This is a genomic window from Methylosinus sp. RM1, from assembly GCF_011378635.1.
GTDB lineage: Bacteria > Pseudomonadota > Alphaproteobacteria > Rhizobiales > Beijerinckiaceae > Methylosinus > Methylosinus sporium.
The window spans coordinates 38,573-50,868 of sequence record NZ_WOVC01000019.1; the positions used below are offsets into that span (position 1 = coordinate 38,573).

General features: G+C 65.2%; 10 protein-coding genes. 8 read left to right on the forward strand and 2 right to left on the reverse strand.

Features of this window, described 5'->3' with window-relative positions; all coding sequences use genetic code 11:
* Window positions 1-38: 38 nt before the first annotated feature.
* Window positions 39-1,286: an argininosuccinate synthase gene (locus FMZ75_RS13775; RefSeq protein WP_142862170.1), complete on the reverse strand. Its 1,248-nt coding sequence runs from the start codon at window positions 1,284-1,286 to the stop codon at window positions 39-41.
* Window positions 1,287-1,451: 165 nt separating this feature from the next.
* On the opposite strand from FMZ75_RS13775, the gene FMZ75_RS13780 reads away from it, so the two are divergent.
* The 5 genes from FMZ75_RS13780 to FMZ75_RS13800 all read left to right on the forward strand — a co-directional run bounded on the left by FMZ75_RS13780 (window position 1,452) and on the right by FMZ75_RS13800 (window position 7,796).
* Window positions 1,452-1,895, forward strand: a complete 444-nt coding sequence (locus tag FMZ75_RS13780) for a Fur family transcriptional regulator (RefSeq protein WP_166143559.1) — start codon at window positions 1,452-1,454, stop codon at window positions 1,893-1,895.
* 318 nt (window positions 1,896-2,213) lie between these two features.
* Window positions 2,214-4,157, forward strand: a complete 1,944-nt coding sequence (locus FMZ75_RS13785) for a PrkA family serine protein kinase (RefSeq protein WP_108915256.1) — start codon at window positions 2,214-2,216, stop codon at window positions 4,155-4,157.
* A 33-nt stretch (window positions 4,158-4,190) separates the two neighbouring features.
* Window positions 4,191-5,498, forward strand: a complete 1,308-nt coding sequence (locus tag FMZ75_RS13790) for a YeaH/YhbH family protein (protein WP_166143561.1) — start codon at window positions 4,191-4,193, stop codon at window positions 5,496-5,498.
* On the forward strand, window positions 5,498-7,021 hold the full coding sequence (locus tag FMZ75_RS13795) for a SpoVR family protein (RefSeq protein WP_166143563.1): 1,524 nt from the start codon (window positions 5,498-5,500) through the stop codon (window positions 7,019-7,021). Before FMZ75_RS13790 ends, FMZ75_RS13795 begins: the two co-directional genes overlap by 1 nt.
* Before the next feature lie 154 nt (window positions 7,022-7,175).
* Complete coding sequence (locus tag FMZ75_RS13800) at window positions 7,176-7,796, forward strand: TetR/AcrR family transcriptional regulator (RefSeq protein ID WP_166143565.1); 621 nt, start codon at window positions 7,176-7,178, stop codon at window positions 7,794-7,796.
* Here the strand turns inward: FMZ75_RS13800 and clcA are convergent.
* A complete protein-coding gene (clcA, locus tag FMZ75_RS13805) occupies window positions 7,793-9,379 on the reverse strand; it encodes a H(+)/Cl(-) exchange transporter ClcA (RefSeq protein ID WP_166143567.1) in 1,587 nt (528 codons plus the stop codon). The genes FMZ75_RS13800 and clcA overlap by 4 nt on opposite strands.
* Before the next feature lie 204 nt (window positions 9,380-9,583).
* Between clcA and FMZ75_RS13810 the strand changes: the two genes are divergently transcribed.
* The 3 genes from FMZ75_RS13810 (at window position 9,584) to FMZ75_RS13820 (ending at window position 12,291) form a co-directional block, all read left to right on the forward strand.
* Window positions 9,584-10,072 carry a DUF2852 domain-containing protein gene (locus FMZ75_RS13810; protein WP_108915252.1) on the forward strand — a complete coding sequence of 163 codons (489 nt, stop codon included), beginning with the start codon at window positions 9,584-9,586 and terminating at the stop codon, window positions 10,070-10,072.
* 152 nt (window positions 10,073-10,224) lie between these two features.
* The gene (locus FMZ75_RS13815; protein ID WP_166143569.1) at window positions 10,225-11,160 is read left to right on the forward strand and encodes an extensin family protein; all 936 of its coding nucleotides are present in this window, start codon (window positions 10,225-10,227) and stop codon (window positions 11,158-11,160) included.
* Between the two features lie 144 nt (window positions 11,161-11,304).
* Complete coding sequence (locus FMZ75_RS13820; RefSeq protein ID WP_166143600.1) at window positions 11,305-12,291, forward strand: sulfate ABC transporter substrate-binding protein; 987 nt, start codon at window positions 11,305-11,307, stop codon at window positions 12,289-12,291.
* Window positions 12,292-12,296 lie beyond the last annotated feature (5 nt).

Genomic DNA, 12,296 nt, shown 5'->3' on the forward strand with positions numbered 1-12,296 from the left:
TGCGCAAAAATGCTCCAGCTTTCGTCGTAGGCGGCCGCTCAGGGCTTTTCCTTCGCGCCGCGGGCGCCGCGCTTGGCCAGCGTGCGCAGGCGCAGCGCGTTGAGCTTGATGAAGCCCTCGGCGTCGCGATGGTCATAGGCCACCGCGCCCTCCTCGAAGGTGACGAGCTCCTTATCGTACAGCGAATAGGGGCTCTCGCGGCCGACGACATGGACAGAGCCCTTGTAGAGCTTCAGCCGCACGCGGCCAGTGACGAACTCCTGGCTCTTGTCGATCAAGGCCTGCAGCATCTCGCGCTCCGGGGCGAACCAGAAGCCATTGTAGATCAGCTCGGCGTATTTCGGCATGATCTCGTCTTTCAGATGCGCCGCGCCGCGGTCCAGCGTCACGCTCTCTATGCCGCGATGGGCGATGAGCAGGATGGCGCCGCCGGGAGTCTCGTACATGCCGCGCGATTTGATGCCGACGAAGCGGTTCTCGACGAGATCGAGCCGGCCTATGCCATGGGCGCGGCCGAGCTCGTTGAGCTTGGTCAGCAGGGCGGCCGGCGAGAGCGCTGCGCCATCGACGGCGACGGCGTCGCCCTTCTCGAAATCGATGGTGACATATTGCGGGACGTCCGGCGCCTTTTCGGGATCGATGGTGCGGGAATAGACATAATCCGGCACTTCCTCCGCCGGATCCTCGAGCACCTTGCCCTCCGAGGAGGTGTGCAGAAGATTGGCGTCGACCGAGAAGGGCGCGTCGCCGCGCTTGTCCTTGGCGATCGGAATCTGGTTCTTCTCGGCGAAATCGATGAGCGCGGTGCGGGAGGTCAAATCCCATTCGCGCCAGGGGGCGATGACGGTGATGTCCGGCTCCAGCGCATAATAGCCGAGCTCGAAGCGGACCTGGTCGTTGCCCTTGCCGGTGGCGCCGTGGCAGACGGCGTCTGCGCCGAGCCTGCGGGCGATCTCGATCTGCTTCTTGGCGATGAGCGGGCGGGCGATCGAGGTTCCGAGCAGATAGAGCCCCTCATATTGGGCGTTGGCGCGGAACATGGGGAAGACGAAGTCGCGGACGAACTCCTCGCGCAGATCCTCGATGAAAATATGCTCGGGCTTGACGCCCAGCAGCTCGGCCTTGGCGCGGGCGGGCTCCAATTCCTCGCCCTGGCCGAGATCGGCGGTGAAGGTCACCACCTCGCAGCCATAGGTCGTCTGCAGCCATTTGAGGATAATCGAGGTGTCGAGGCCGCCGGAATAGGCGAGAACGACGCGTTTGATGTCTTTCTTGGAGCGGGTCATTCGAGATTCTTCTTTCGGCGCCGCCTCGCGCGGGCGCGCATCGCGCCGCGACTATAGAGGCGCGCCGCGCGCGCGCAAGCCGGAGCTATCGACAGCTTATCGACAGCCGGCGTGTGACCACCGGCGCACTCTCGTCAGCGCGGCCGCGACGCGCTACAATGGCGCATGACCACCAAGCGAGCGGCGCCCGGAACGATGGCGCGGGGCCTCACGCCGGCGCGCCGCGCCGCGCTGGATATTCTCATCAAGGCGAACCGCCCGGTCGGCGCCTATGAGATGATCGATCTTCTCGCCGATGAGAAGGGCAAGCGCCCGGCGCCGATCTCCGTCTATCGCGCGCTCGGCTATCTGCTGGACCAGGGCCTCGCCCATCGGCTGGCCTCCCGCAACGCTTTCGTGGTCTGCGGCCATGCGCATGAGGCCGGCGAGCCGGTGATCTTCCTCATCTGCGACGAATGCGGCGAGGTGAGCGAGGCGACCTCCCCCGAGCTGACCAGCGGCCTCGCCGGGCTCACGGCGGCGGCCGGCTTCCAGCCGCGCACGCGCGTCGTCGAGATCGCGGGCCTGTGCGGGCGCTGCTGCGCCGCCGCGGAGCGAAAGGAGGGCTGAAGGCCGCTTCTGCTCGAGAACTTTACCATCGGACGAAGGATTAGTGTCGACGCGTGCGCCGATCTTCGTCAATATCGTTGGTCGCGCCCCAACTGATGAGGGAATCCACCGTTACGTCTACCCTGAGCGACGATCGATGCTCATATGAGGATAAGGCTTCCCGCCGCGACCGGCATGAACCTTGCCACGAAACTCCCGAACTCGGTCCTGGACCAGTCGACAGGGGTGGGGCGGTCGACGGCGAAGACGAGAGGGCGGCCGATGTGTTCGCGCCGTCTCGATGATCGTGAGCCATAGCGCTCCAGCGACAGGTGCCCCATGACGAACTCGGACGTTTTTGCGGATTTTGCGCGGAGCTACAGAGGCAGACGGGCGGTCGAGATGACGCTCTCCGACTATCTCGACCTATGCCGCGAAAATCCGAAGACCTATGCGAGCGCGGCAGAGCGCATTCTCGACGCGATCGGCGAGCCGGAGCTGATCGACACCTCGCGCGACCCTAGGCTCGGCCGCATCTTCATGAACCGCACCATTCGCGTCTATCCCGCCTTCGCCGAATTCTTCGGCATGGAGGAGACGATCGAGCGGATCGTCAGCTTCTTCCGCCATGCGGCGCAGGGGCTCGAGGAGCGCAAGCAGATCCTCTATCTGCTCGGCCCGGTCGGCGGCGGCAAATCCTCGCTCGCCGAGCGCCTCAAGGCGTTGATGGAGATCGATCCGATCTATGTGCTCAAGGCCGGCGACGAGCTCTCGCCCGTCTTCGAGAGCCCGCTCGGCCTCTTCGACCCGGCGATCGCGGGCGACATGCTCGAGGAGCGCTACGGCATTCCGCGCCGGCGGCTCACCGGGCTGATGAGCCCCTGGTGCCTCAAGCGTCTCGACGAATTCGGCGGCGACATCACCAAATTCACCGTGGTGAAGATCACGCCCTCGCGCCTGCGCCAGATCGCCATCGCCAAGACCGAGCCGGGCGACGAGAATAATCAGGACATCTCCTCGCTCGTCGGCAAGGTGGACATTCGCAAGCTCGAGAATCTCGCGCAGGCGGACCCGGACGCCTACAGCTATTCCGGCGGCCTCAATCGCGCCAATCAGGGCCTGCTCGAATTCGTCGAGATGTTCAAGGCCCCGATCAAGATGCTGCATCCTCTGCTGACGGCGACGCAGGAGGGAAATTACATCGGCACCGAGAATATCGGCGCAATTCCCTTCTCCGGCATCGTCATGGCCCATTCCAACGAGGCGGAATGGCAGAGCTTCAAGAACAACCGCAACAATGAGGCCTTCATCGATCGCATCTATGTGATCAAGGTGCCTTATTGCCTGCGGGTGACGGAGGAGCAGCATATCTACGAGAAGCTGCTGCGCGGCTCGGAGCTCGCCGAGGCGAGCTGCGCGCCGAGCACGCTGGAGATGCTCGCGCGCTTCATCGTGCTCTCGCGGCTGAAGCCGCATGAGAACTCCAATCTCTTCTCCAAAATGCGAGTCTATGACGGCGAGAGCCTGCGGGAGGTGGACCCCCGCGCGCGCAGTATGCTCGAGTACAAGGACGCCGCCGGCGTCGACGAGGGCATGGACGGCTGCTCCACACGCTTCGCTTTCAAAGTGTTGGCGGCGACCTTCAATCACGACACGGTCGAGGTCGCGGCCGATCCCGTGCATCTCATGTATGTGCTGGAGCAGTCGCTGCGCCGCGATCAGATGCCGCCGGAGACCGAGAAGCGCTATCTCGAGTTCATCAAGGCCGAGCTCGCGCCGCGTTACGCCGAATTCATCGGCAATGAGATTCAAAAGGCCTATCTGGAGTCCTATCAGGATTACGGCCAGAATCTCTTCGACCGCTATATCGACTACGCCGACGCCTGGATCGAGGATCAGGACTTCAAGGATCCGGACACCGGCCAAATGCTCGACCGCGACCTGCTGAATCAGGAGCTGACCAAGATCGAGAAGCCCGCGGGCATCGCCAATCCCAAGGACTTCCGCAATGAGGTGGTGAAGTTCGCGCTGCGCTGGCGCGCGGCGAACGAGGGGCGCAATCCCTCCTGGGCGAGCTATGAGAAGATCCGCGACGTCATCGAGCGGCGCATGTTCTCGCAAGTCGAGGAGCTGCTGCCGGTCATTTCCTTCGGGTCGAAAAAAGACACGCAGACAGAAAAAAAACATGCAGAATTCGTAAGCCGCATGATGGCTCGCGGCTATACGGAGCGCCAGGTGCGCCGTCTGGTCGAGTGGTACATGCGTGTAAAGCAGGCCGGCTGAACGCAGCGCCGGCGAAGAACGGGTGATGGAACGATGCACATCGTCGATCGTCGGCTCAATCCCGGAGGCAAGAGCTTCGCGAACCGCCAGCGCTTCTTGCGCCGCGCCAAGGATATGGTGGAGAAGGCGGTTCGCGAGGCGAGCAAGGACCGCGCGATCGGCGACCTCGATAGCCCCGGAGAGATTTCCATTCCCTCCGAGGGCACGCGCGAGCCCACTTTCCGCCATACGCAAGGCTCGCGGCGCGATCTCGTGCTGCCCGGCAACAAGGATTATGTCGAGGGCGATCTCATCGAGCGTCCGCGTGGCGAGGGCGATGGCGACGGCTCCGGCGGACAGGTCGGCCGCGGCGACGGCCAGGAGGACGCATTTCGCTTCATCCTGACACGTGACGAATTTTTGAGCATATTCCTCGACGATCTCGAGCTGCCCGATCTCGCCAAAAGACGCGTCGCGCAGACAGAGAAGGAAGGGCTGCGCCGCGCCGGCTACACCACCACGGGAACGCCGGCCAATCTCGCGCTGCATCGCACGCTGCAAACATCGCTCTCGCGCCGCATCGCGCTGAAGCGTCCCAAGCAATCGGCGGTCGACGATCTCGAGCGCCGCCTCGCGGAGGCGCAGAGCCGCGACGAGGCGGAGGTCGAGCGCCTTTCCGCCGAGCTCGAGGCGCTGCGCCACAAAAGGGCGCGCATCTCCTATCTCGATCCCATCGATCTGCGCTATCGCCGCTTCGAGCGTTTTCCCAAGCCGGTGACGCAGGCGGTGATGTTCTGCCTCATGGACGTCTCCGGCTCCATGACCGAGCATATGAAGGATCTCGCCAAGCGCTTCTTCATGCTGCTGCATGTGTTTTTGACGCGCCGCTACAAGCGCGTCGAGATCGTCTTCATCCGCCATACGGATCGCGCCGGCGAGGTGGACGAGGACACATTCTTCCGCTCCGCCGAGACCGGCGGCACAATGGTCTCCTCCGCGCTGCAGGAGATGCTGAAGGTCATTCGCGAGCGCTATGATCCCGGCGTCTGGAATATTTACGCCGCGCAGGCGTCCGACGGCGACAATCTCTCCAGCGACAATCCGCAGACGCGCGAATTGCTGCAAAATCACATTCTGCCGCTGTGCCAATATTTCGCCTATGTGGAAGTGAGCGGGCCGAATGCCGAGACGCATGGCTATGTGCCGCATCACGGGCAGAGCTCGCTGTGGCTCACCTATGCCGCGCTGCAAAAGGAAAATGAGAAATTCCAGATGCGGCGAGTCTCGCGGCGCGAGCATATTTATTCCGTGTTCCGGCAATTGTTTCAGCGGCGCGTGGCCAAGACGGCGGAGGTCGGCTGATGCGCGGCGAGCTGCTCTATGAAGGCAAGGACTGGGATTTCGGCACGATCCAGCGCATCCACGACGCGGTCGCGGACATTGCGCACAAGGAGCTCGGGCTCGATACATTCGCCAACCAGATCGAGATCATCACCGCCGAGCAGATGCTCGACGCCTACGCCTCGACCGGCATGCCGCTCTTCTACAAGCATTGGTCGTTCGGCAAGCGCTTCGCCCAGCACGAGGGCATCTACCGCATGGGGCTGCAGGGCCTCGCCTATGAGATCGTCATCAACGCCGATCCCTGCATCAGCTACATAATGGAGGAGAATTCCGCCACTATGCAGACGCTGGTGATCGCGCACGCCGCCTTCGGCCATAATCACTTCTTCAAGCATAATTACCAGTTCCGGCAATGGACCGATCCCGAAGGCATTCTCGACTATCTCTCTTTCGCCAAGGCCTATATCGCCAATTGCGAGGAGCGCTACGGCCATGCGGAAGTGGAGCGCCTGCTCGACGCCGCCCATGCGCTGATGCCGCAAGGCATAGACCGCTATCCGCGCAAGCGTCCGCTCAATCTCCATATGGAGGAGAAGCGCGAGCAGGATCGCAAGGAGGAGCGCGAGCGCGTCTATGACGATCTCTGGCGCACCGTGCCCGGCCGCGCGCGCGGCGCAAAGCAGATGGCGGGCGACAAGCGCCGCGCCCTGCTCGGCCTGCCGCAGGAGAACATCCTCTATTTCCTCGAGAAGGCCGCGCCGCGTCTAAAACCCTGGCAGCGCGAGGTGCTGCGCATCGTGCGGCTCATCGCGCAATATTTCTATCCGCAGCAGCAGACCAAGGTGATGAACGAGGGCTGCGCCACCTATTGCCATTATCGTCTGCTGGGCCGCCTGCACGAGACGGGACAGATCGACGACGGCAGCTTCCTCGAGTTTCTCACCTCGCACACCAACGCCACGCGGCAGCCCTTCTACGACAGCCCTTCCTATAGCGGCATAAATCCTTATGCGCTCGGCTTCGACATGATGCGCGACATAGAGCGCATCGTGCGCGAGCCGACCGAGGAGGACCGCTATTGGTTCCCCGAGATCGCCGGAACCGGCGACGAGATGGAAGTGCTGCGCCATGTCTGGGCGAATTATCGCGACGACAGCTTCATCGCGCAATTCCTGAGCCCGCGGCTCATTCGCAATTGGCGGCTGTTCCATGTCGTCGACGATCGCGAGCAGCCGCATCTCGAGGTCTCGGCGATCCATAATGAGCGCGGTTATCGCGATCTGCGCCGCAGCCTCTCCGCGCAATACGAGGTGGGGGGATACGCGCCGGACATTCAGATCGTCGATGTCGATCTCGCCGGCAATCGCAAGCTGGTGCTGCATCATCGCGTGCGCGACGGCAAGATGCTGGAACTGACCAACGCCGCAATGGTGCTCGGGCATCTCGCCAATCTCTGGGGCTATGAGGTGCTGCTGCAAGAGATCGACGCCGGCACGGAGCAGGTGCTCAAAGAGCATATGGTGCGGCCGGAGCAGGGCTAAACTTCCGCCTTCTGGAGCTCGTCGCGCCGAGGAGCGCTCGAAAGGCGCGTCTCGAAGCACGCCGGGCCCGACCGTTCGGCGCGCCCGCTTCCCTTCCTCGCCCATCTGTGCGACCCCTGCGCCGAACTTTTCGCCACGACGCACGCCGCCTGGAATGACCATCAAGCGCAAATATCACCATGGCGCCCTCAAGGAGGCGCTGGTCGAGGCTGCGCTCGAGCTGCTGGCGGAAGGCGGGCCGGCCAATCTCAGCCTCGGCGAGGCGGCCAAGCGCGTCGGCGTGACCGCGGCCGCGCCCTATCGCCATTTCGCCAGCCGCGAGGATTTGCTGAACGAGGTCGCGCGCCGCGGCTTTCTCTCCTTCGGCGCGGCGATCGAGAAAGCCTGGGACGAAGGGCGCCCCGACGCCGCGGCCGCCTTGTGGCGCATGTGCGCGGCCTATCTCGCCTTCGCCCGCGACGAGCCGGGCCTCTATGCCGCAATGTTCGGCTCGGCGGCGACGCTGGCGAGCGAGCCCTCCGCCGATGCCGCCGATCATGCGCTGGAAATCCTCTGGCGCTCGGTGGTCGCCTTTCTCCAGCAGCGCGGAGCGCCGGCCCAGGGCGCGCGCAAGCTGGCGCTGCAGCTCTGGGCGCTCGCCCATGGCGTCGCCATGCTGTCCATCTCCGGCCATCTCGACGCCGCCAAGGGGCTCGATCCTGCGCCCGTGCTCGACGCGGCGGCGCGCAATTTGATGGAGGCTGCCGTCCGCCGGGCGGAGACCCCCTCGGCTTAAGTTTCCGCCCGCCGCGCGAGACGCGCCGAGCGATCCTTCAGCGCGTCGTAGATCGGCTCGTTGCGGCAGACGGCGGCGATCGCCATTGCGGAAAAGCAGGCCGCCAGCATGGGCAGCAGAAGCTCGGAATTATCCGTCATCTCGGTGATGAGGATCATGCCGGTCAGCGGCGCGCGCACCACGGCGGCGAAGAAAGCCGCCATGCCGATGAGCGCGAATTTCATGCCCATCGCCTGCGCATCCTCGCCGGGAATGAAAAGGCCCGCGATCAGCAGGCCGAAGAAGAGGCCGATCTCGGCGCCCAGCGCCAGCAGCGGGGCGAATAAGCCGCCGGGAGTCCCTGCTGCATAGGAGACGACTCCGAGCGCGAAGCGCAATGCGAAGACGAGCGGCAGAACGTCGAGCGCAAAGGCGCCGTCCAGCGTCTTTTGCGTGAGATTATCGCCGCCGCCGACGAGGTCGGGCGCGAGAAAGCCGATGGCGCCGACGCCGGCGCCGACGAGCGCGGCTTTTGTCTCGGCCGGCCAGCGCGAGCGATCGGCGATGTCCAGCGCGCCGAGAATGGCGCGATTATAGGCGAGGCTGGCGAGCCCCATGGCGGCGCCGAGCGCGAGGCCGAGGGGAATGTCCAATGTTCCGGTCTGATAATGTGTGGCGACGCTCAGCTCCGGAGTCGGCCCGTCCATCAATCGCACCACCGATATGGCGCCGACCGAAGCGCCGAGCGCTATGGTCGCGTGGCGCATGTCGAAGCGGCGCAGCAATTCCTCGAGCACGAAGGCCGCGCCGGCGAGCGGGGCGTTGAAGGCGGCGGCGAGCCCGGCTCCGGCGCCGGCGGCGAGCAGCGATTGCTGATCGCGCCAGTCATAGCGGAAATAGCAGCCGAACTGATGGGCGAGCGTCGCGCCCATCTGCACCGACGGCCCCTCCCGGCCGAGCGCGAGGCCCGCGCCGATCGCCAACAGGCCGCCGACGAATTTCACCGGCAGCAGCAGCGGCGGGGAAGGCGGCTCGTCGCCGTCGATCACCGATTCGACATGCGGAATGCCGCTGCCGACCGCGGCCGGAACAAAACGGCGCACCAGAAAGGCGGCGAGCCCCGCGGCGAGCGCCGCGCCCGCCGCCATGATCGCGACGCCGAGCAGAGGGCGGTCCGCGAACCAATCGGGGATCGAGGAGCGCAGACGTCCGGCGGCGTCCAGCGCGAGGCGGAAGGCGCCGCAGAGCGTCCCCACGGCGACGCCGGCGAGGAGCGAGACGAGGCCGAGCGGAAACAGTCCTCGGAGCTGAGAGGGCTCTTGCGGCTCCTCGGCCGGCGGCGGCGCGGCGGCGGCGACGTCGGCTTCGATGGCGAGATCGCTCTTTTCGCCGAGCAGGAGCAGCCGCTCGGCCCCGGCAGTGCGCAGCAGCACGAGGCGTCGCCGCCGGCCGAGCGCGAGCGCGACCGAGACGAAAGCGCGCGAACGACCCTTGCGCCTGCGCCGGCCGAAGGCGACGCGGAACAGAAAAGGCAGCGCCGCGGCGCCGATGAAGGTCGCCAGAGCGAGGAGCGCGCGGGCGTTCTCCTCGGAAAATTCGGGCATGATGCGATTCGCCAGAGAGCCGCGCGCAGCATAGCGCGCCGGCGCGCCGGAATCGAAATGAGGGCGGCCGAAATGGCGGGGACCAATGGCGGGGACCCCTTGGCGAAACAGTGATGTTAATGTATATTACATTTACATCGCAGCGGCGGCGCGTGGATCGTCCGCGCGCGCCTGCGATGGGCGAAGGAACTGGAGAGTCCGAATATGGGCTGTCATCGTCACTCCCGCATGGGCTACGATCCGCAAGATCGCTTCGGAGATTGCGGACGGCCGTGGAAGCCGCTCGAAATTTTCGCGATGGTCCTCGGCTTCATCGTCTTCTGGCCGATCGGGCTCGCTATCGTCCTCTTCAAGGTCTGGCAGCGCAAATTCGGCTATGAGGGCGATCTCTTCGCCTTCGCGCAGGAACGCGCGGCCGATGTCCAGGCGCGCTGGAACGAGGCCAGCGGGCGGCAGAGCGGCCGCTCCTCGGGCGGCTGGCGCGGCCCGGGCTTCATGCGTTCCTCGGGCAATGTCGCCTTCGACGATTGGCGCGAGAGCGAGCTCGCCCGCCTCGAGGAGGAGCGGCGCAAGCTCGCGGAAGCCGAGCGCGAATTCGCCGAGCATATCGAAGAGCTGCGTCGCGCCCGCGACCGCGCGGAGTTCGAATCCTTCATGCGCGCGCGCCGCGACCGCGAGCAGCCGCAGGGCTGATCGCCTCCCGCGAATTCGACGAATGCGCCGCGGACGAAGACGTCCGCGGCGCTGCTTTTTCGTCGTCGCCGCGGGCCGCAAAGCCGAGAAAGCGTTGGCGTTAACCAAGCTTTTCGACGCCGCGTTAACGCTCCCCCGCCATTGTCGCGGCTATGGCTCGTCGCGTAACGCCATTGCTGCTTCTCCTGCTGACGCCGCTCGCCGCGGCGGGACTGTCGGGCTGCGGCTTCATGGCCAAGCCGCAGCGCCCGGCCTGGCGCGCGCAGGCGGAGAACGCCTGCCTCGCCGAAAAGCGCGTGCAGCCCTCCGCCTATGTGCAATTCGCGCCGGAAATCGACGGCCCCGGCATTTGCGGCATGACACGGCCGCTGAAAGTCACGGCGTTGCAGGGCGGCGCCGTCGCTTTCAACGCACGGGCGACGCTCGATTGCTCCATGGTGGCCGAGCTCGACCAATGGCTCGCCGATGTGGTGCAGCCCTCGGCCATGGCGCGCTTCGGCCAGCCGGTGGCGCAGATCAATTCGATGGGCTCCTACGCCTGCCGCGGCATGAACGCCCAGGCCGGCGCGCCGCTCTCGGAACATTCCTTCGGCAATGCGCTGGACATAGGCGGCTTCGTGCTCGCCGACGGGCGCGAAATCTCCATCGTGCGCGATTGGACGCGCGGCGATCAGCAGGTGCAGGATTTTCTCGCCGAAGTGCATGGCGGCTCGTGCCGGCATTTCACCACCGTGCTGTCGCCGGGCTCCAACTCCTTCCACTACAATCATATTCACGTCGATCTCGCCATGCATGGGCGTCATGGCGACCGGCGCATCTGCAAGCCGGTTCCGCGCGACGTCTCGCCGCCGCCGGGGCAGGACCCGCAGCTCGTCGCCCATGGGCCGGACGACGACGATGTCGACACGCCCGGCGGCCAGCCGCCGCTCGCCGCCTTTCAGGCGCAGGCCTCGCGCGGCGTCAATGACAGCCTCATTCTGGCGGCTCCCTTGCCGCCCATTCGGCCGAGGCCGGCCGCGCTCGCCCCGGCGGAGGGCGCGCCCAAGGATTGGGACGTCACCTCCAGCATCCGCCCCCGCAATCGCTGATCGCCGAAGCGCTTTTCGTCGGCGGCCCGGTTGCGCGCGGCGCTGCTTTGCCGATATGAATACCAATCTCATAGACTAGCTGACGATCGTCATTCGAGGAGCGACATGCAGACGACCTCCGGCCTTTTCCCGTTCCGCACGCTCATGCGCGCGATCGGCCTCGCCTTTTTCGTGAGCTTTTCGACCGAGGCCTCTTGCGAGACCCTGCTCAATGTCTCCTATGATCCGACGCGGGAATTGTTCAAAGCCGTCGACAAGGCCTTCGCCGCCGATTGGAAGAAGAAGACTGGCCAGGACATTCAGATTCAAGCCTCGCATGGCGGCTCCGGCGCGCAGGCGCGATCCGTCATAGAGGGGCTCGCCGCCGATGTCGTGACGCTGGCTCTCGCCAATGACATAGACGCCATCGCCAGCAAGACCGGCAAGATTCCGGCCGATTGGCAGAAGCGCCTGCCCAATAATTCCTCGCCCTACACCTCGACGATCGTGCTGCTGGTGCGCAAGGGCAACCCCAAGAGGATCAAGGATTGGGACGATCTCGCCAAGCCCGGCGTCGTCGTCGTCGCGCCCAATCCCAAGACCGGCGGCGGCGCGCGCTGGAACTTCCTCGCCGCCTGGGCTTATGGGCTGAAGAAGTTCGACGGCGACGAGGCCAAGACGGCCGCGCTGGTGAAGGCGATCTACAAGAACGCCCCGGTGCTCGACTCCGGCGCGCGCGGCTCGACGACGACCTTCGCCCAGCGCGGCTTCGGCGACGTGCTCATCGCCTGGGAGAACGAGGCCTTTCTCGCGCTCGGCGAATTCGCCAAGGACAAATTCGAGATCGTCGTTCCCTCGCTCTCCATTCTCGCCGAGCCGGCCGTCGCCGTCGTCGACGGCAATGTCGACGCCAAGGGGACCCGCAAGGCGGCGGAAGCCTATCTCGATTTTCTCTATACGCCGGCGGGACAGGCGCTGATCGCCAAGCACGGCTATCGCCCGTCGCAGCCGGAATTCGCGGCGCCCGAGGATTTGAAGCGCTTCCACAAGCTCGAGCTGGTGACGATCGACAAGAGCTTCGGCGGCTGGCCGGCGGCGCAGAAGAAATTCTTCGTCGATGGCGCACTCTTCGACGAGATGCAGAAGCCCTGACAGCG

Bases quoted from the DNA above. Each gene is read 5' to 3' on its own strand.
- FMZ75_RS13775 (WP_142862170.1), bottom strand. From the start codon at position 1,286: ATGACCCGCTCCAAGAAAGACATCAAACGCGTCGTTCTCGCCTATTCC.
- FMZ75_RS13780 (WP_166143559.1), top strand. From the start codon at position 1,452: ATGACCACCAAGCGAGCGGCGCCCGGAACGATGGCGCGGGGCCTCACG.
- FMZ75_RS13785 (WP_108915256.1), top strand. From the start codon at position 2,214: ATGACGAACTCGGACGTTTTTGCGGATTTTGCGCGGAGCTACAGAGGC.
- FMZ75_RS13790 (WP_166143561.1), top strand. From the start codon at position 4,191: ATGCACATCGTCGATCGTCGGCTCAATCCCGGAGGCAAGAGCTTCGCG.
- FMZ75_RS13795 (WP_166143563.1), top strand. From the start codon at position 5,498: ATGCGCGGCGAGCTGCTCTATGAAGGCAAGGACTGGGATTTCGGCACG.
- FMZ75_RS13800 (WP_166143565.1), top strand. From the start codon at position 7,176: ATGACCATCAAGCGCAAATATCACCATGGCGCCCTCAAGGAGGCGCTG.
- clcA (WP_166143567.1), bottom strand. From the start codon at position 9,379: ATGCCCGAATTTTCCGAGGAGAACGCCCGCGCGCTCCTCGCTCTGGCG.
- FMZ75_RS13810 (WP_108915252.1), top strand. From the start codon at position 9,584: ATGGGCTGTCATCGTCACTCCCGCATGGGCTACGATCCGCAAGATCGC.
- FMZ75_RS13815 (WP_166143569.1), top strand. From the start codon at position 10,225: ATGGCTCGTCGCGTAACGCCATTGCTGCTTCTCCTGCTGACGCCGCTC.
- FMZ75_RS13820 (WP_166143600.1), top strand. From the start codon at position 11,305: ATGCGCGCGATCGGCCTCGCCTTTTTCGTGAGCTTTTCGACCGAGGCC.